11 protein-coding genes are annotated in these 21,401 nt (G+C 35.2%); 4 read left to right on the plus strand and 7 right to left on the minus strand.

Going from position 1 to position 21,401, the window contains the following annotated elements:
- Positions 1 to 8 precede the first annotated feature (8 nt).
- The 4 genes from HNR53_RS21840 to HNR53_RS21855 form a co-directional block, all read right to left on the minus strand.
- Positions 9 to 2,783: a Z1 domain-containing protein gene (locus HNR53_RS21840; RefSeq protein ID WP_184530086.1), complete on the minus strand. Its 2,775-nt coding sequence runs from the start codon at positions 2,781 to 2,783 to the stop codon at positions 9 to 11.
- A gap of 268 nt (positions 2,784 to 3,051) precedes the next feature.
- Positions 3,052 to 4,827, minus strand: a complete 1,776-nt coding sequence (locus HNR53_RS21845; RefSeq protein WP_184530088.1) for a DNA cytosine methyltransferase — start codon at positions 4,825 to 4,827, stop codon at positions 3,052 to 3,054.
- A gap of 157 nt (positions 4,828 to 4,984) precedes the next feature.
- The gene (locus HNR53_RS21850) at positions 4,985 to 6,223 is read right to left on the minus strand and encodes a DNA (cytosine-5-)-methyltransferase (RefSeq protein WP_184530090.1); all 1,239 of its coding nucleotides are present in this window, start codon (positions 6,221 to 6,223) and stop codon (positions 4,985 to 4,987) included.
- A gap of 9 nt (positions 6,224 to 6,232) precedes the next feature.
- Positions 6,233 to 7,366 carry a DNA cytosine methyltransferase gene (locus HNR53_RS21855; protein ID WP_184530092.1) on the minus strand — a complete coding sequence of 378 codons (1,134 nt, stop codon included), beginning with the start codon at positions 7,364 to 7,366 and terminating at the stop codon, positions 6,233 to 6,235.
- Positions 7,367 to 7,685: 319 nt separating this feature from the next.
- Here HNR53_RS21855 and HNR53_RS21860 point away from each other — a divergent pair, with 319 nt between their 5' ends.
- Entirely contained in the window at positions 7,686 to 8,642 is a 957-nt protein-coding gene (locus HNR53_RS21860) for a restriction endonuclease PLD domain-containing protein (protein ID WP_184530094.1), read from the plus strand.
- A 260-nt stretch (positions 8,643 to 8,902) separates the two neighbouring features.
- Here the strand turns inward: HNR53_RS21860 and HNR53_RS21865 are convergent, their stop codons facing one another.
- From HNR53_RS21865 to HNR53_RS21875, 3 genes are all read right to left on the minus strand, one after another.
- Positions 8,903 to 11,593 (minus strand): hypothetical protein, encoded by a 2,691-nt coding sequence (locus tag HNR53_RS21865; RefSeq protein ID WP_184530096.1) that lies wholly within the window; start codon positions 11,591 to 11,593, stop codon positions 8,903 to 8,905.
- On the minus strand, positions 11,590 to 14,790 hold the full coding sequence (locus tag HNR53_RS21870) for a UvrD-helicase domain-containing protein (RefSeq protein ID WP_184530098.1): 3,201 nt from the start codon (positions 14,788 to 14,790) through the stop codon (positions 11,590 to 11,592). Before HNR53_RS21870 ends, HNR53_RS21865 begins: the two co-directional genes overlap by 4 nt.
- A 317-nt stretch (positions 14,791 to 15,107) precedes the next feature.
- Entirely contained in the window at positions 15,108 to 15,866 is a 759-nt protein-coding gene (locus HNR53_RS21875) for a tRNA lysidine(34) synthetase (protein ID WP_184530101.1), read from the minus strand.
- 272 nt (positions 15,867 to 16,138) lie between these two features.
- On the opposite strand from HNR53_RS21875, the gene HNR53_RS21880 reads away from it, so the two are divergent.
- The 3 genes from HNR53_RS21880 (at position 16,139) to HNR53_RS21890 (ending at position 20,552) form a co-directional block, all read left to right on the plus strand.
- Positions 16,139 to 16,705 (plus strand): dihydrofolate reductase family protein, encoded by a 567-nt coding sequence (locus HNR53_RS21880; RefSeq protein WP_184530102.1) that lies wholly within the window; start codon positions 16,139 to 16,141, stop codon positions 16,703 to 16,705.
- Between the two features lie 560 nt (positions 16,706 to 17,265).
- Complete coding sequence (locus HNR53_RS21885; RefSeq protein ID WP_184530104.1) at positions 17,266 to 18,561, plus strand: sigma-54 interaction domain-containing protein; 1,296 nt, start codon at positions 17,266 to 17,268, stop codon at positions 18,559 to 18,561.
- A 638-nt stretch (positions 18,562 to 19,199) separates the two neighbouring features.
- Positions 19,200 to 20,552 (plus strand): MFS transporter, encoded by a 1,353-nt coding sequence (locus HNR53_RS21890; protein ID WP_184530106.1) that lies wholly within the window; start codon positions 19,200 to 19,202, stop codon positions 20,550 to 20,552.
- Positions 20,553 to 21,401: the final 849 nt, after the last annotated feature.

Genomic DNA, 21,401 nt, shown 5'->3' on the forward strand with positions numbered 1-21,401 from the left:
ATCCCCCGTTATTCATCATCATCATTATCGATTATTACTCTTAGAGCCTTCGCATGCGGTTTATTCGAATTATCCCCTGGTACATGAATATAAACTCCGATAATATCTTCATCGAAGTTCAAATCAATTCTATCCGATTTGGTTTCATCTTTATTGCCGGCAGAATTCCTGGCTTCAGAATCTTTGGTTATTCTGTATATAATTAACTGTGGAACATCACCTAAACCAAACTTCTGTCTGATTTCTCTAATATCTTTATTTTTAACACCTTTTTTACTAATCTCTTTCATACATGATTCATCTTTGATATCTGCATACACATCATTCGGTCCTCTTAAAACACCTATATTGACAGTACCATCTTTATAATTCATAGATGAAGCCTTTGCCGAACGATTTACCATTCCAACAGTATAATCTCCTAAATACCATTTTTTCGGACCTTTCGAATATCCTTCTTCTACCTTTCCTGCCCCAGCTACAATAACATTCCAGTTCTTAAAATTGATTTCATTCTGTACTTTTTCATACCAATCACAAAATACATCAATTTGATCAAATGCTTTAGATCTTTGGTTGAAAATCATTTTTAATAAAAATTCATTTTTGATTTTGTTAAAATCTACATCTCTATATACTATTGCATTTGCAATTTTTGATTTTTCCGACCTGCCGCAATAATTCTGCAAAAAGTTCTCTGCCGTATCAATATTTTTCCGTAACTCTATTTTGTTATTTTCAAAATGAATCGTTTGTATAGAAGCCCCGGAAAAGTCCATTTCTATTTCTTCCGCCTTTTGCATTTTATTTTTAGCAGTAACTCGAAGCCATGAAGCTTTAGGTGTGTTTTTAACTCTTGGTCCATATTCAGAAGGGCTCTTATGATCCAGAGCAAATTGTTCCAGTTCTTCTCTAAGCTCTTCTTCTAATAAAGTTAAAAAGAAGAATTTATCATAAGTATTCTGTGTCATCCAAATTCTTGGTAATAATTCATATCCTTTTCTATATCCAAACCAACGACCCATTTGCATAAGTGAATCCGCGGCGGTAGCAGCTCTTAAAAAATACGTACTTACAAGACCTTCAATTGTAAGCCCTCTTGATAAAGTGTTTCCTCCGACAATTATAAAAGCTGGTGCTGTATTAAGCTCTTTTAGTTTTTCTTTACCAGGGTAGGCTAGGCGTATATACGTATCCTCTTCAGTTATCCCATTATTAGCACTGTTGTCTATACATAAGTGAATTCCCTTGTGATAATCAAGTTCCCCTTCTTCGTCCATTATTATATGGGATATATTTGTTTCAATGATTTCCTCAATAAATGATTTAATTTGATCAAATTCAGGATATCCATTGATTTCATCATTTGGAACGGGATATTCTTTATAACCAATTTGAAACTTATCCAAATTAAATTGCTCACGTTCTAATTCATAAATTCCCTTACATTTAGCGGTTAATTTTCGTTTATTTAAATTACAAATCCATTTTGTAATTGCTCTGGACATCAGGTCATGATGTGCTTGTTTTTGACTTGTATGAACAAGCATACTGACTGGTTTTTTATATTTATTAAACCTCATAACTGCGGTAATACAAATAAACCAACATATGCTGTCCTGCAGGCTTTTTGGTATAGCTTCAATCTTCGCATCATGTAATTCTTTCACGCATTCTAAATCTTCTTCAGATATTTGACGGATTATATCCAGTCCTTCATATTCTTCAGAGCCCTCCAGTCCAAAGATTTGCTTTGGACCAAAGTATTCATTTGAAACAGGTAAGATACCGATAAAATCTTTAGGGTACAATGAATCATCAGAGGATTCATTTAAAAAATTGGAATATGGGGTCGCAGTATAGCAGATATAATTCATTGATTTTGGCTGATATTCTGTACCTTTACTCACTTCAATAAGCTTAATGATTAACTCATTAATTTTAGCTCTTTCATCTTTATCTATATTTTTAGTATTAATACTTCCTTGGTCTGCTTCGTCATCAATAACCAATATTTTCATTTGCCTTGACTTCTTTTTATCTGATTTTAACCATCCGATGAGGTTTTCCAGTCTTGTTTTATTTTTCAGGCAGACATTTAGATATTTTTGGGTTGAAGTTTCCTCGAAATTCAAAGCCTGGGGAAGATCACCTATTTGGGATCTTTTCGACAATTTATGCAATGATCTCCAATTATTGTTGCCTGGATTGTTCAAGTCATTAATAAGTCGATCCTGAGTCTGCAATCGAAGATTCTCAATCATGCCGGATAGCACAATGAACATATTCCAGCCCCAATCTGCTGCCATAGCCATCAATCCTGCCATACTTGCCGTTTTTCCTGACTGAACCTGGCCTATTACCAGACCTTTTACAGGGCCTGTTGTTCTGGTATCATTATTCAACTTTCTTAATATGCTGATAGTACTTTTTTCCAGATTATTAACAGCATCTTCTCTCCAGCCATTTTTCAAAAGTTTATTTTTATATAGTTGCCATGAAGACCTTGCATCAGTTGGTACATAAGTTTTGTTGTTCTCGTCCAAAGATACTATTGTTGTTTCTATTTCAATTTTTTCAATATTTTCTGCCTTGTGGTATTCATATTTCTGTTCTCTGATTATTTCTCCCCAGGTATCTTTGCTTAAATCATGCTGTATAGCACCCATAATTTTAAGTGCTTCAAAATTTTCTTCAATTTTACCCCAGTCATTTCCCGTTCTCTTCATATTTTTAATCATATTTCTTATATAATCAAATTCAGGTAAATGAATATTTACCATGGTCTATTCCTCCCAGCCTAATACTATATGTCAATTCTAACATGAATTTGTCAAATATTGACGATTATTACCCCTAATATTATTTACCTTTTAATACTGAATTTAGTAAAACCAGACTTGTAGCAACGATATTATAAATACTATTAAACAATAGATTAACAGAACCACTCGTTCTAATTCAATCGCATATACATGCATAACTGGAAATATTATTCAATATAACAAAATAATCCCTGCAATTTCGCAGAGACTATTTGGCACTAATAAATTAAACGTTTACTTCTAAATGTTGATTCAGAACTTCACCTATTGGATACTTAGGTTTTTTATTTAATAGTTCAAGTATCTTCTCAGCTACTGCACGAGCTAATAAAGGGGGTACTGCATTGCCAATCTGCTGATACTGCTCATCCTTTTTACCAAAAAATTCGAAGCTGTCAGGAAATGTCTGCAGCCTTGCAGCTTCACGTATGCTGATAGATCGATTATATTCCGGATGAATCCACATCGACTTTCTAACATTTACTACAGTTCGGGAAGGTTCATCATGTTTCAACCGTAAATATACTGTGTTTTGAGTTCTGCTTGTATCTGTGTAATTAGACTTTAAATCATCAGATAAATCGTGAAAATTCTGTCCTTGATCCAATGATTCAAAACGCCTTATGCTCATATCCTTACTTTCCGTATTAATATGGTTCTTGACAATTGTATTTTTATATCCCTCAGTATAATATTTTTCTAATCTGCTGTTTGTTTTAATACGCTCTTCTATAGATATGTTTAAGATTATGTTATCTTTCACATCTTTTCCCGGCATATATTTTATCAGACTTGCAAATGCATCATAAACAGTAAAAGATTCGCTGGCAATTTTACTTGGCTCTTTTATATTAATATCATTACTTGCTGCATTTGTATTAATCCCTATTAAAAAGAACCGATTTCTTTTCTGAGGGACTCCGTAATCTGTAGCATTTAACACCATATCCTTTACAATATATCCTTCTTTCTCCAGTGATTTTAATACATAATCCAACACATTATAAGATTTTACCTCTGCAGATACTGTCAGTACTCCCTTAGTAATTACCGGTTTATTAAGTTTGTATTTAATGTCCTCACCTTGAAGTTCCTTAATACACAACAAAAAATGATTAATAGACATAAATGTTTCAATTACTTCTTTTATATCTGAAGCAAACAATCTTGCTCCAGAGCTTAATTTATCTAATATTAAAGCTGTTTCCCTAATTACAGGAGCGATTAATTCACAAGAATTAGTCATATTGATTACCTCAGACATACGTTCAAAAACTCTTGCCTCTATCTTATTCTTCGCCTGTATGTAATTCGATTTACTTAATCTACGGTGCAAACTTCTTATTTGAGATAAATAACTGTTATTTTGTCCGCTGATAATTGGAGATACTTCATTTTGTTCCTCTACAATGATATGAAGTATATTTTCAAGCATTTTGGACTTGTTAGATGAGCGTATCAAAGTAAGAGATGTATTCTCAATTTCAACTCCTAGTTCTTTCGTTAGGTACTCTTCAGTACTGAATATGTCAACTTCACCATCAGCTAGTTTAATGCGGCCATTGGTCACAAAAAATTTATGTTTATCAGACTTTATGGTTTTAACATTTTCCATTACGAAGGCGGCTGGCTTTAATTGACGAATTGCTCTAACATATTCTTTTACAAGCTGATTATTCCCAGAAATTAAATTATTTCTCTGCCGATTTGCATTAGAAAAACCCTGGCATGGAGGTCCTCCTATTACTATTAAATCTTTTTTAGGCACACTGTTAAATACATCAACTTTTGAAAAATCAACCTTCTTTATGTCAGAGAAAGTTTCCAGTCCAGCGAATGTTGAATGATTATTTATGAAAGTCTTTAAAGCAGATTGATTGAGCTCAACAGCACCGATTGTTTTAAAACACCCTGTTTGTTCAAACCCATTACTCATTCCCCCTGCACCGGCAAACAAGTCAATAATGAAATACTTGTTATCTTCTTGTATATTTGAATTCATTTTCTAATTACACCCCTTTTGGAATGTTCACTTTTTATTTTTAATAGTAATAAAAATACTATCATTTGACTATCCCCATATAATTACATGATAATTTATATACATAAATTAATTGTTAGACTTAATTTAGACTTTTCAATGAAAGAATGGAATGGTTTTAAACCATTCCATTCTTTATTAATAGATCATTAATTGCAAAAGCAAGTCTCTTACTAAATTCTGGAGGAACTGCATTTCCGATCATTTCATAATTTTGCACCATACTTCCAATGAATTCAAAGTCATCTTCAAATGTTTGTAATCTAGCAGCTTCTCTTACTGTAATTGTTCTAGCTTGTTGTGGATCAGGATGTATGTGTCTTAATCCATCTTTTTTTAAATGTGCAGGAATAGTATTACTTGGTTTATCCCATCGTAATACATGATATTTATGAACATTGGATATTTTCCCTGTTCTATTTGTATATAGTTGTTTTATTGCATCAGTTGTTTGATATTTATTTTCTCCCGAATCAATATCTTTAGCTAGTATTCTAAAAATATCAATATCTCGCCTATTATGATATCGAGGAATGTGCCAATTTATATTTGTTTTATCAGGAGTATGAGAAAACTTTCTTCCATCTGTTCTGTATTCTTCATCTGCAGGAAATAGTTTTGGCAGGTTACTTATTGCATCAAATACAGTTGGAATATGTTCACTACGATAATTATTTAAAATTACATTATAAAAATTGTACAACGTTTCTTGATTGTTACTTGTTCCAAAATATTTTCTATTAAGGCCAACAAGAATAACCCGCTTTCTTTTTTGGGGCACTCCAAAATGTGATAGATCAAGCAGTGCCTGCCCTCTAATATCATCAATGATATCAAAGCCATGTTCATTAAAACTTTGTCTTATCTTGTCTACAATACTTTCTCCATTGGGCGTTGCTGATAACATTCCTTCTACATTTTCAAATACAACTAATTTTGGATTGTATACTTTTACAACATTTAAATAACTTTCAAATAGATAATTTCGATAATCATACTTCATTTCATTTTTATCCTGAATTCTTCCAGCTACAGAATAAGCCTGACATGGAGGACCACCTACGATGACATCGATTTCCTTATTGTTCACAATAAGATTGAGCCCATTATTCGAACCATATTCTTCATCCTTTTCCCACCCATGAATTAAATCTTCTGTTCTTTGAATATCGAAATGAAGAACTCTCTTTTTAGCATCAGAATAATTATATTTTTTGCTGAGTCTATTTATCAGGGTATCACATGCATACCTTTGCCATTCAACACTTGCTACTGTGTTATAGTAACCAGACTTCTCAAAACCATCTAAAAGACCGCCGCATCCCACAAATAATTCTAATGTATTTATTTTTTTCACACTATCACCTTATATTTCAAGCTCTAACTGTTTATTATCATCTATTTTTTTCTGCCCGATCTTAATATCTTCGAAATGTTGATTAATGGACCTAGCTATATTAAAGGATAATAAAGGGGGAACTGCGTTTCCAACCTGCTTATTTTGCTGCGTACGTGTTCCTAAAAAGACAAAATCATCTCTAAATGACTGGAGACGGGCATTTTCCCTTATAGTCGGCACCCTGTTATATTCATAATGAAAATGATTCCTATGTCCTGTATCAATAGTTCTTGATGGTCTTTTACTATCATATCTAGTCCATGCTTCATTAAACTTTCGACTTTCACCAACCCCAGGGGGTAAATCTTTATAATTTCCCCCCTCCGGAACTTGGTTGATTACCCATTTAACGTAATCAGTATGTTTAGTTGCAACATGATTATATAATTTTTCACTATCTTTCCTCATATATTCTTGGTATAGAGATTGAGGCGGCATAATATAATTATCTATTTCACTGCCTAAATTATCTTCTCTGCTTTGTAAATCACTAAGAGCTTCGAGACATGTTATATAATTTTCAGGAGTATGTGTTGGTTGTGGAAATTCAAAATAACCATATCCTTTTTGAAATCCCACAAAAAACATTCTCTTCCGCATTTGAGGGACTCCATAATCAGCTGCTATGAGAGGCTTTTCTGTAACTGAAACATTATATTCCATATCCTCAAAAGTATTTATAATTTGTTGTTTCACTACTCCGCCATATAATGTTGCAATTCCAGGAACATTTTCTATTAAAAAAGCTTTAGGTTTAAATTTTCTTACAGCTTTTACAACTGCTAAATATAATAAATTCCTCGTGTCATTAATATCCCTTGATCCTGTCAATGAGAAGCCTTGGCACGGTGGACCACCTATGATAATATCAATTCGTTTTCCTCCAAGAGCCCTTTCAATCTCAAAAATGCTTTCATCTTTTGATAAATCTGTTAATAAAACATCAGATTCTTTATGGTTATGTTTATATGTTTCTAATGCAGCCTGTTCAAAATCAACACCTAAGACTACGTCAAAACCAGCATCTAAAAATCCTTGTGACAATCCTCCGCACCCGCAAAATAAATCGAGAACCTTCATTTTATTATCTTTATTATTCATAATTCTCCCCCCCATACACCAAGCACGAAGAACGTATATTCGATAAATTAATTTTAGTATGATATTTTAGATAGATCAAGAATCATTTATAAGTTACAAATTAATATTATAACATTTATCCCGTTTAAAGATATTTATAATGCACAGAAATTTTTACCATATAATATATACTAAATAATTTAGCTTAACTATTTCTACGGGAGAGTAAATTGGAATATATGAAATGTTCTACGAATAATATAAAAACGCTTTCTTCATACGTTTAAGTACGATTATAATAAAATTAATTGCTGAAATCTTTTTGAGGGAGAGAAATCTATTGTTATTTAGTAATAATCTAGACCAATTAATATTTAATACCCATAAATACATACATTGTGATAATTTAGTTATTATTTCTGGATATGCAAGCCCACGTCCAATACAGCAACTATCAAATTTACCTATAAAGTCTACTGTAATTTACGGAATGTTTGGCAGTGAGTCAATTCCGTTCCCATTGCACAAAACTTTGGTTAACCTTCATAATTCGACACAAACTAGAATTCTTTATTCAAATTTACCAATACATTCAAATTGTTATATATGGAGATATAAAAGTGATATTACATATGTATTAATTGGTTCTGCGAACTTAACTACCAGAGGATTAACTATTCCTCTTAGAGAGACACTTGCTGAGACATCAGTGGATACCTTCGAAGAATTAAATAATTATTTAAATTTAATACTAGACAATTCGGTGCCGTGTAATACGGTTGACATTACTCCCAATGGACTCCACCCTTTTGTAGATGCTGTTTGTTCTTTGGAATTATACAATCCACGTTCAAACAAAGTACCTGACAGCAGCGGTTTAAACTGGGGGAATAGCGTTGGTCATACTAATCCAGGTGATGCGTATATTACAATACGCACATCTCATGTTAGAAATTTCCCAAGATTATTTCCACCAAAACAAGATAGTTCACGAAACAAATCTAGTGGAAGAGGCAGAGCTAATAGACAAAATGATTCTATTGAATTAATATGGGATGACGGTACGTTAATGGATGTTCTTCTCGAAGGTTCACAAACTGTAAATGGTTTACATTATCCAAAACAGCTCAGTTCCTTTCCAAATAAAAATACCCTAGGTGTATATATAAGAGAAAGACTTGGATTACCGCCGACTGCTTTAGTAACAAAAACAGATTTAGATCTCTATGGAAGAGATAACATCCACATATCACTTTTACAAAGCGGTATCTATTATGCTGATTTTTCAGTACAATAAAGTTTCTATCTCATTTATTTAAATCCAAATTTCAAAATACTCTAATAACAGGAATGATAATAGTAATATTTCAATCAAATAGGAAGCTAATAGAGATATCCTCTCACTATTAGCTTCTTTAAAGGCTCTCCAGATATTTAATTCTTACGGAAATTACAGACAAAAAAATAAGTGCACTCCTGTACTTTGGTAGCTGCTGATTTCTTAAGGTTAGCTATTTTGATTGAGTTTCATACGAATTTATTCTTTGTACGTGTTGTTTAGTTATCTTCAAAATCCACTGCATAAACAGCATCCCGACAAATAGAAATATATGGGCAATACCTGCATTGTTTTCCTGGACATGCCTCATGAAATACAACATCCTCCACTGGAATGACATTATCACTTCCTTTTCCAGCATAGCCCGTTGGGAGCAGATTCAAGTACGTCATTCCTGCACTGTAACTTTCTTCTCCATAGTCAATTCTATTTCTGCTAATTCTTGGCTTTGCATAATCTGATGTTGTTATAAAATCAAAAAGGAAATCCTTCTTCATATTGTTCCATTGAGGAAACCACTTATCAACCTTTAGACGAAACTCGTCCGGTTCAAATTTATTCTTAATACCTTTTTCCATCCGGTTCATAACTGTAACATATTTCGTGTACAAGAAACTATGGTGAAAATCAGATTGAAACACAGTATGTTCGTTCAAAATAAAGCTGAAAGCTGCTCTTTTCGGACAAACTTGGGCTTCACGTTGCATTGGGGGTGTCCACCCCAAACTTTTCAAGTCCACATGATTCGGCACTTCCATTGTCACTCTCTCAGTAAGAAAGTCCTCCCTCTTGACAGGTACGGTCTTGCAACCTATCAATTTTAGGTATAGGGCTATATCAAGTCGTGATTCTTTCCCTAAATTCTCTGTAAAGGAAATTCGTATATCGTCTGCTGAGTGAAAAAGGATATACAACAAGTATCTCGTTATGGAATTGCTTTTTTCTGTTCTATGAGTCCATAATGCCAACTCAGGGAACGATATTTCAAGATGTGCCAGTATCCCTTTGGGAATGGGCCATAAATTAAAATCTTGGGAAATCGGAAGCGCCTTTTGATCTGCAAAGGCTAAATGAAAGTTCCTGTTTGTACGGAATGGGGCTGCATCCGCACTATCAAATGAATACACTTTTTCGCCAAAGCTTTCTTCCTCATCAAGTCCTTCCAACGACCCATTCAGATAAAACAACAGACCTTTTGAAATATCCTTAAGTGTAAACTCAAGTTCGTTATCCTTAATGTTATTAATATCATCTATGAGTTTTCGAACAATGGCCTTTTCTTCACCATTAAAGGAGTCCTCAGCATTTTTTAATACGAGATCCTCGATTTTCTGAAGATGGACTGCCATATTGACCTTTTTCGTTTCAAAATCACTAAATAACGCAAGCTGGATTTTATTTAATGCTTTAATACCAGATTCAATTTTGAGAAGATCCTCGGTTTCAACAGAAAAATAAGATAGAAGCCTCATAGGCAAAGAATGGAATTTGTGAATACGATCAGATAAAGCCCCTGGATTGTTTTTCAATACTTTCTTTTCCCAAAATTCTTTTTCGGTTTTCAGTTTTTTAATCCTCGCAAACCATTCTTCAAAGGTCGAAACACCTTCACAATAGGGCAAAATCTTTTCAAGCGATTTCACATAATTTTTCATATCTTCCCCTTTGGAAAAAAGACAGCCTGAGGAAAAACAGTCAAGGAGGATTTCTGGTATTAGATTTTCTTCAAATGTCACTAGTCCATTTTCGACATTTCTGTTTTGATTTTTTATTTGATGTAATCTGTATAAAAATCTGCCTACAGGATAGTCAGTCAGTTTTTTCCTGTTATCAGGCACTGTTACAAATTCATTAGCGATAAGTTGTTCTTCAACTTGTTTTGCTCTAGGTGTAATCAGTTGATATCCCATCTCATTAGTACAGTCCTTGTCATCCATGAGCCTTGCTTTCTCACTTTCAATAAAATGCGGCAGATCTACATATCTATCTGCTTTCCATTCTATCGATATATTCGATTCCCCCTCAAGGCTTTCCATAAGCTTTACTGCAAGAGGATGAATTGGAATATTATCATCAGTTGAACGAAGTGTTTCATGTTCCCCGATACCTAGAAAATGCTTAACCGTTTCAAATGTATTTGGAAACCTATCATCATACGCATTTAGGAAAATTAATTCGTATTCCTCTTCCAAAACTTTAAATACACGCTCCTGAATGGGCGTAATGAAGTAAAACCCATGGAGAATTAGCCTTTTTTTCTTTAAAGATAAATCGATTGATTGTTGGATGCTATCGAGCGGTAAATTACTTGTTGTTCTATGAAGAGTCCCTTGTGCATTGTTATTCTTTTTAAGTTCTTCACCCCATGTTTTAAGAGCTGCCTTGAGTGAAACAGCATCTTGAGCTTCTCCATTTAAAAAACCCCGAAGACTTGCTGAATCACCGCTCAACCGATTGAACATTCCCTTCCAAATTTGGAGGAATAACGCTTCAGAAGAATTATTCCTTATCATGTCAACTGGAATGTGAAATGGTTTGATCTCCAGCTCCGTCAAAGTTCTGAGAGTCTGTAGAATCTGCAATTGATTTCGTTCCATTGCTTGCAATTTAAGTCTGCTATTGCTAGTATCTGCATTCCACATTCCTGCCAAAACGTCAGAAAGAAGGAGGAACTGCCTTAACTGAGCCTTTGCAGATGCCCATTCCGGTCCGGTAAGTTCTGTAAACAGCTCCCTGAATGTAATAATTGGGGCACTGAACCATCTGGAAACCGCAAGCGATTCCCCAAGCCCTGATTTAAGGCTGCTTGTAGCTGCAATATGAAGACAATCCTCATACTCTTTTTGGAACAGTGAGTCTGACCTGAACAATTGCGCAGGAGCCTGATAGGTTAGTACTTTTCTTGTCATGATGTTTCCCCCCTCCCCAGTCTGATAAGATCGGACCAATTTCTCCTGTCATTTCTATTTGAATTTGATTTATTATAAATTACCACTAAACGGTTTTTGGCACGTGTTAAAGCGACATAAAGAAGTCTTGCTTCTTCGCGGATATTTTCCGTATTTTCTTTTGTTTTTAGATCTGGATACAATGGCGATTCGACTAGGAATTCATTATCATTTGACCCTGCGATTTTCCACCCAGCTCTCACCTTGTCCTTTTCTTTTACGACAATCATCTCCTGCTGTGTTTTCTTTTCAAACTTCATATATGTGTACGGAATAAATACTGTATCAAATTCCAATCCTTTCGCTTTATGAACCGTCACCACTTTTATTAATTTTTTGTATTTTGTAACATCAGCCTGCATCTCATCTTCATCTCGGTTACTTGCAACCTGCTGCCGCAGCCAGTCTCGCAGATGGTGGACACTTGTGATACTTGCCCCAGCTTCATCACCAGCAAGTTCGAGAATGCGATAAAGATTAAGACGATATTGCTCGATTTCATGAGGCTGCATATTCTGTGCCGCAAGAACCTTCTCAAACGAATTATTGGCTAAAAATTGATAAATCGCATGAAGCGTTGGTTTTATCCGTAAAGCAGCAAGTATTTCAGTAAAACCTTCAACCTCATTGAAGGACTTGTGAGTACAAATTTTGTCACGGTCCCCCTCGAATTTCAATAAGACCGCAGGATTAAAAGGTTTAGAAGTGAAAGGTGTTTGATACAAGGCATAATACGATTCCGGATCCCTTTCATAATTGAGTGCATTAAAAAGTATCAACAAATCCCGTGCAGCTGCAGAAGAGAATAGACTCCCCCCAGTTACGACATCATAGGCAATATCCCTGCCCTTTCCGTTCCGCAACTCTTCAAGAATCTTCCTAATTTCCCTGGCTTGATAGTTCGTGCGAACCAGAATGGCTAACACTGTTGGTTTATCCTCCTCCTCGTCTTGTTCATCTCTTTTCATCGAATGGTAAATGCTCCAAATTTTTGAGGCATAATCATAACCCCTCGTGTTATATACACCCTCAAAACTGCATGATTTATTATATATGGAATGATGGATAGTTGATTCAAGACGGTTATTCCCTGTCTCACTTTCTTTTGGAAGAATTTGTTCAGGATCATTCCTCCAAACATCAAACATGTCCTCAATTTCTTCAAGGATTTTGCTGTCTGTACGGTAGTTCTTTTTCAACCTATAGTCACGATCGATATTATTTTTCCCAAGCTGTTCACTGAGCACATCAAAAGCAGTATAATTTGCTCCTCTAAAACGATAGATTGACTGCTTGATATCACCTACGACAAACAATTGTGCATCTTCAATTAAATCTGTGAGAGTATTTACCAGTTTGATTTGTACATCGTCGGTATCTTGAAATTCATCAACAAATAAGTATTTAAAAGGCTTACTAAGTTGTCTGATGTCAAGAATTTTCTCTATTTCGCTAATTTTTTGGGTCAAATCATTTACGGTAAATGCATTCTTATTTAGTTTTAATTCGTTGAATTTTTTTTCACAATTGGAAAGCATTTCTTTTATCATATCGTAATAGATATGCTCCAGCTTATCATCAGGCTCCTCTCCCCATTCGATTTGTTCTAGAAAATCGTATAGGATTCCTTTCTTTTCCATTTCATTCCAAAATCCGTCAATTATTTCACGCCATTCATATTCACGAAATGCACCAAGTGTTTTGAAATTTAATTCCTGTTTAGAGATGTACTTATCCAGTTCCTCTTCAATAATTTTTCTGCGTTCCATGGTGAGAGTGCGGATAGAAAAATCATTGCCTAAGCCAAGGTCTGCACTGAAATCTCGAATCACTGTTTTAGCAAAAGATGGGATGGTCATGATGCGAATCGAAGTGACTTCCTCACTCCATTCAATGTAGCGGATATTTCCTGTTATTTCATATAAATGGTACAATCGTTTTAAAAGTTTTAATTTAATATGATCTGCAGCTTCATTTGTAAATGTTATCATAACAACATCTTCTAAATGAGTAAGTTCTTTGGTATGGAGAAGATAAATCAACCTCGAAATCATGGTTTCTGTTTTTCCGCTTCCCGCTCCGGCTTCTACAATTAAATGTTTTTGTGTTGAGGCATGCTCTGTTTTATATTGTTCAAAATTAAATGTTGTATTATCGCCAATTTTCTGCAGCTCATTACCTTGTAATATGTTATAACGTCCATCAGGTATTTCCAAATTATATTTCCTAGCTCCTTGCCATTGATGGAGGCGTAAATTCCCAAGAAAACGAGCAAATATTTCTACCGGCAAATCTCGCTTCCCCGTCGAAAATGGTGAGGCCCATTCTACTCTTACCCCACGTTGAAGGAGACGTTTGAGCTTGTCTAAATCGTCTAGAATATTCTTTTCTCCAACATAGATATATGAGTGAACTATATCGTCAAGTTTTTCCTCTTTCCCGATTATAGAATTTTCATTATTCTCTTTTATAGCTGGGTTCGGCAGTATATACGTTTCCTTTTCAACATAGTTTTCAACATTTGAAGCTTTTAGCAATTTATGATAAACCATCTTGACATCATGGTCACTATAAACCAAAAATTGTTCTCGCTGTGAACCAATATTAACAGGCTTACATTCAGTTCCGTTCAGGGGCATATAATAATCTGGATATCCGAGAATAATTTTTCGCCGTGCAGTTTGCTTCTCTTTCCATTTGGTTTGGCTGTCGTCTCCGTCAAACAGTTGCAATCCCAACTTTTTATCTCCCAATGTAACAACCAGATCTTGTTTTGCCTCAATGTCGTAAGCATATGATAATTGAACATGGTCAAAAAGATCACTTTCTTTTAGCTTGAAGTAGAAATGCAAATCACGAACCAATGACTGATAAGCCTTATTTGTCCTATCTACATAAGTATGATAGATAATTCCTTCAGGAAGGACTTTGTCATAGTATTTTTTCATATACGCATTTACAAATTGCTCAAGAGAGGGTAAAGTTTTCATAGATATAATAGAATCATAAAGAAATGCCACAAAGTTTGGCATCTGTTCGTTTCTAACGCTCGGATGCCATTTTACGCTTTGATATATTTTTTTATATGTTCTTTTTATTTTACTTTCAATCTTCTGTGATGATTTTAAAATGCTTTTTACGATTGATTCACGATCCACTAGAATTTCTTCCCCTTTTTATAAGAAAATCTTATTTATATCTTACATTTTACTTTATTATAGTAATAATAGACCATTAAACTTTTTGGAAATTATAACTCACTTTGAATGCAATACTATTATAATGTAAGGTATTTCTATCTAGAGCTGTTACCCGCTCACTCAGGTCACGTCCGGTTTGCTCTATATACAAAAGTTGATTTTGATCTACTCTCTTTATACAATATAGGCCTGGTAAAGCATGCAATAATTTCTTCCTTTTCTACCATCTCGTATCAAATGAACAAAATGTATCGCTATCATCCGAAAAGACGAGACTAAAATCTCGGCTTTTCCTCCATCCTCCAAAAATCTTCTTCTCGTACATTCATCGCTCCATGCATGAATTTTTGCCGTAAATCTGGATACTTCGTACTTAAGGTCTTTACCAGGTCTTTCATTTCTTCCCGTTTTGTATGTTTATCAGCTGGACAAGGATTATGGATTACCGGGATTTGTTTTGCTTGCACAAAATTTATGATTGTTTTTTCTTCGATAGCGAGCATGGGACGGATTAAAGTTATATTCGAGCGGTCCATGTAGGTTTTTGGTTTAAACACACCTAGTTTGCCGCCATAAAAAAGATTCATAAAGAAAGTCTCAATTCCATCATCTAAATGATGGCCATAAGCTAATTTATTACAATTTAATGAGGCGGCATATTCAAAAAGGATCCCTCTCCTTAAGTTTGCACATAAGGAACAAGGATTTTTTTCTTGCTTATAATCAAAAACAATTTGACTAATATTCGTTTCTTTAATGAAGAGCTCATGTCCAAGTTCTTTCACGAACCGTTTTAATGGGGAAATGTCGAATTCTTCAAATCCTAGTGAGAGTGAAATCGGAACGAGCTCAAATTGAAATGGCAGCTGTTCTCTTATAATCGTTAATAAATACAATAAAGTTGAACTATCCTTTCCGCCAGATAAGCCTACAGCTACTCTATCCCCCTCTTCTATCATCTTGTATTGTAAAATAGTTTTTTTAATGGGAGTTAACAGTCGTTTTCTTTCGGAATTGGATAATGGGAAAATCATAGCCGGTCCTCCTTGAAAATTTTTGATGTTCTGTTCTGTATTTTACCATGAATTGTAATAAGTTAAGGGGGGCAATTCCAGCTGGGGGCTCTGATGTTGATTCATTTTACTGCTCAAGGAAGCAGGTGAAATTTGCCACCTATTAGACCTCTTGTTATACTCAAAAACAGAGCAAATATTCGATAACGTGTTCAAGTTAGATAATTTACTTAGCAACTTGTTAAAACACATAGCTGGGAAAACAATGTCAGAGTGATAATTGGAGGAAAACAATGTCAAGTAAAGCAAAACAGCGAAAAATCATTTTGGATTTGGCTGTCACATTGGACGGTTTCATAGAAGGAAACAACGGTGAAATTGATTGGTGTATCATGGACCGTGAAATGGAATTCACTACTTTCTTAGACCAAATTGACACAATATTTTATGGAAGAAAAAGCTATGATTTATGGGGAAAATTTACTCCAGAAACTTCTGATGATGCTAAAAAAGAAATGATGGATTTGGTTCATAGTAAAAAGAAATATGTTTTTTCCAAAACGAAAAAAGGAACTGATAATAAAGCCACATTCATTAATGATAACATTCCTGAAGAGGTAGCAAAGCTTAAGAATCAGCCTGGAAAAGACATTTGGCTATATGGCGGGGCAAGTCTGATTACTACTTTTATGCATTTAGGCCTTGTTGATGAATTTAGATTATCTGTCCACCCTGTTATTTTGGGAGAGGGAACACCGTTGTTTACTGATATAAAGCAAAGAGTGAATTTAAAATTGGTGAATACGAGGACGTTCTCCTCTGGTGTTGTACAGCTCATTTATCATTGGGATGGGGAATAAACAGACACTTTATTGGATGGTGAGCGCTTCTTTATTTTCATACAAATGAAAAAGTGTTACACACAAGAGTTGATTTCTCTCAATCCCCTTCATTGTAAAATATAGATAAACGTTTCAGGGAAAAAGAGAAACCACCACCCTATTTTCTCCTGCCAACTCATCCCACCACTGAGTGAAGCTAAGCTTCACGCGCCTTATAAGCACCTGAAATCCCAAACACCACATACGCACTCCAATTGGGAATATTTAGGGAAACGCACAAACCGTCCCTTTGTTTTTAAGGTTGTTGTCATATGAGAGAGATAGGTTTTGCCCCTCTTCCATTGCCCCTTTGTCCCCCCTCAATTATTAAAATTTTTTAAGAATATAGCTATGAATTAACGTGACTATTTTGTATACTAATATTTTAGAATAATCAGAAAAATGGAAATGGTTTCAATATAACAACGTTAAACTAAAGGATACAGTAGGTTCTATGCATCAATCAAACTAGATGTGAAGGGATTAGAGGATTAGTTGTTTTTTGTTTTTTATAAGATAGGATATTTGTGGAGGGGACCATGACTTTAACAAAAAACCGGGGAATCATTGAAGTCGATGATCAAGGAAAAATAATTGATGTATGCCGTCATTTTTGTGAAAGTTTCTCAATGAAAAAGAATGAGTTATTAGGAGAATCTATTAATAAAATCATTCAGGGAACCTTTAGCAGCAACCATAAGAAAATTATATTTGGTAAAATTTGTGGCTTTCGCTGCTTAATAAGCGTGACAAAGAGGAATCAGTATACGGTTTATCGAGTCATTGTTCGTGAAGATGATGTCGATCGAGATGAAATCGTTGCTTTTCTTCATTCTCTAGATTCTAGAGAAATGAAGAAAAAGAAACCTCAGCAAAATAAATACAGATTTACACAAATTATAGGGGAAAGTCCTGCCATAAATTTAGTAAAGGATATCGCAGCAAAAATTGCAACAAGTGATTCTACTGTACTTCTCTCCGGTGAAAGCGGAACTGGAAAAGAAGTATTTGCCCAAGCAATCCATGGATTAAGTTCGAGGAAAAATAATCCTTTCGTTGCGGTGAATTGTGCGGCGATTCCTGAGGAATTATTCGAATCTGAGTTCTTCGGTTATGAGGCTGGAGCATTTAGTGGTGCAAAAAAGGAAGGAAAGCCTGGGAAATTTGAATTAGCACAACACGGGACACTTTTTCTTGATGAAATATCAGAACTTCCCTATCAATTACAAGGAAAATTGCTTCGTGTTCTTCAAGAAAGAGAGGTTGAGCGAGTCGGCGGAACGGAAAGTAAAAATGTTGATATTCGAATTATCGTCGCAACAAATCGAGATTTAAGTACGCTTGTTGATGAAGGAAAGTTTAGACAGGATTTATTTTACCGCCTATTTGTTTTTAATATTACGATTCCCTCCCTGCGAGAAAGGAAGGAGGATATTCTCTTATTAGCACGCCATTTTATCGATGTTTTCAATCATCGATTTGATCGACATGTAAAATTTATCGATACCAATCTTCAAGAATGGCTGGTAAACTATGATTGGCCTGGGAATGTACGTGAATTAAAAGCTTATATTGAACGGGGCATGAATATTGTTGAAGGAGACACATTAACCTTGGACCATTTATTTTTTTCGCGGCGTGTGTCTACTACCCATCCTGCCGCGAGCTCTGGTCATCCGCTGCTTAGCTTAGAAGAAGCGATAAGGAATGCGGAGATTGCTGCAATCAAATCTGCCTTAAAGAAAGCCAACGGGGATAGAACGTTAGCTGCGCAAAAGTTAAAAATTCATTTTACTAGCCTTTATCGAAAAATGGCAAAATATAATCTGAAATAAAATGCTGTTTTTTATTAGTCTGACTCAAAACATTTGGAGTTTGCTCTACACGATTGTATCCAGTAAAAATCAATGATTACATGATTTGGGTATTGGTTGTAGATGTTAAAATCCGATGAGTCAGACTATTTTTTTAGGCAATCACCTATTGTGGATAAATTCACCACTTTATCTTGCCAAGTATTTCACTCCACTTAGCACATTTGCTAAAAATGCTTCGCTAACATGCGGAATATTACTAATTTTGCTAATATTCACACAATTTAGTCGTGTTGTTTAGGCTTTTAAAGTTGGTACGAATCTTGCAAATACTATTAAGCGAGAGGAGGTATTTTTATGTTGAACGATTTACGGACGTAGAAACAGGATGATGTTCGAAAAATGGGAAAAATTTTCAAAGGAGGAATTGCTGTCTGACTACATAAAAAAGCACTGAAAAGGTGTGATGACCGGAATTGCGGCTTAGAAAAAAGGGCAAGGTGATTTCAATCTAAGCTATGCTTTCATGCTATATGCTTTAGTCGTTGAAGTCCACATAGCAAAAGGACTTACTCATACCTGCTGATTTTAGCGAATCGTAGCAATTTCGCGATATCTGAGGAATAACATTAATAATTGGTGTAATAGAGGAGGAAAATATGCGTTCAATCAATATAAATAAATTAGCTAATGAATCAAAGTTTAATCGTTTTCATGGCCTTGTTCTATTCTGGTGTACCTTTATCATTATCTTTGATGGTTATGATTTAGTTGTATACGGAACCATCGTCCCGGTGCTGATGAAGGAATGGTCGCTTACTCCGGTTGAGTTAGGAACTTTAGGCAGTTATGCTCTATTTGGCATGGCGTTTGGTGCATTCATCTTTGGTCCGTTGGCGGATAAGATTGGGCGTAAAAATGTGGCTTTGATCTGCGTTATGCTTTTCAGTCTTTTCACACTATTATGCGGATTTGCTAATAATCCCACTCAATTTGGGGTCTTTCGTTTTATAGCTGGTTTAGGATTAGGCGGAGTTATGCCAAACGTTGTGGCTTTAATGACAGAATATGCTCCAAGACAATTCAAGTCGAGAATGGTGGCTATCATGTTTAGCGGTTATTGTGTAGGAGGAGTTCTTGCAGCTGCGCTTGGGATTATGATGATAGAGAAAATGGGCTGGCACTCTGTTTTCTATATTAGTGCCCTGCCTTTAGTCCTTCTTCCTTTGATGTATAAGTCCCTTCCAGATTCTATTGGTTTTTATTTAGCTAAAAATCAAAAGGAAAAGGCTGGGTATATTTTATCTAAACTTAATCCTTCTTATACACCTCAGAAAAATGATCAGTATGAAATCGTAATTCCTGAAAAAACAGGTATGACCGTTATGCAATTGTTTAAAGGTGGACGAGCTTTAAGTACGATTATGTTTTGGTGCGCATTTTTCATGTGCTTATTAATGATTTACGGATTGAATACATGGCTGCCAAAGTTAATGGAAAGCGCGGGATACGCATTAGGTTCCAGCTTAATGTTCCTCTTAGTTTTAAATTTAGGAGCAATTTTTGGCGCCATTTTTGGAGGTTGGGCGGCAGACCGTTGGAGTGGGAAAAAGGTATTGATCACATTCTTTATCTTGGCTGCCATCTCTTTAGGTTTATTAGGACTTAAATCGAATCTTTTTATTGTATATGCTCTTGTTGCAATGGCTGGAGCGACAACGATTGGTACACAAATTATCGCCTATTCTTATGTTTCCCAATTTTACCCTATGCAAATACGCGCAACAGGTATTGGTTGGGCCTCAGGAGTAGGACGTTTTGGCGGCGTCGCAGGTCCGATATTAGGTGGTTTCCTCCTAACCTTGAATTTGCCATTTCAACAGAACTTTCTTGCATTTGCCATTCCAGGAATTATTGCAGCACTAGCGGTTGGACTTGTAAATGAGAGAAAAACTGCCAATCAGAAAATGGAGATTGAAATGGACTCTAGACAGTACAAAGCAAGCCTGTAGGAAGGCAAGCAAAATTATTTTTCGTTGATTTGTCAGATAGTATGAAGATGAATAATTCTTCAATCTTATTTCAGTCAAGCATCGTATATTTCTCGATGAACGCGGGGACAGGTCTAGTCCCCTTGTACCTCTTTTCCTTCTTCTTGCTATGTATGGGGAAAAGGTAGGCCACTACCCTATCTTTCCCCTGCAAACCACAGGGTGAAGCTAAGCTTCACGTGCCCTATAAGCACCTGAAATTCCAAACATCATATACGCATTCCAACGCACGATCCGTCCCCGTGTTTTCCTAAAATAAAAAGCAAACGAATAGAAAATCACTCAACCGAAAATTTTGAGGAATTACTTTATCATTATTCTCAGCGCCTGCTCTCTAAGCTTCTCCGATTTCCTATTCCGTACATCCGCTAAAACTTCTTCTATCCCAATGGATCTTAAGTGTAATGAAGCATGATCAAAACAACAGGCAAGCAACTCCACACTCTTTATCTTTATTTTAAAACCTTTATTTAGGAAGAAACTTTCTTTAAGTTACTAGAAAGTGCCGAAACTTTTCCATCTGTGTAATTTTTGTGAATCAAATACATTGCTAGACCAGTAAAGTTGAACTACTCACCCCTTATCGACCTTACGGTCTGATTGAAGGGGGAGATTCCTAAGAACACCAACCTATCGGTTAGTTATTGATTAGGCTATCGCCAACCGACATTCATCTCCCACCTACTCACTGGGCCGTCGCCCTTCTCGTTCCTCAAGTTATCAAGACCTAATTTACAAAAAGTCCTGAAAATAGGGGATAATACATGTTAGTCATGTATAATATGTATTATCCTTTTATCATCTTATTAA

The sequence above is a fragment of the Bacillus benzoevorans genome (assembly GCF_014207535.1).
Taxonomy (GTDB): domain Bacteria; phylum Bacillota; class Bacilli; order Bacillales; family Cytobacillaceae; genus Bacillus_BD; species Bacillus_BD benzoevorans.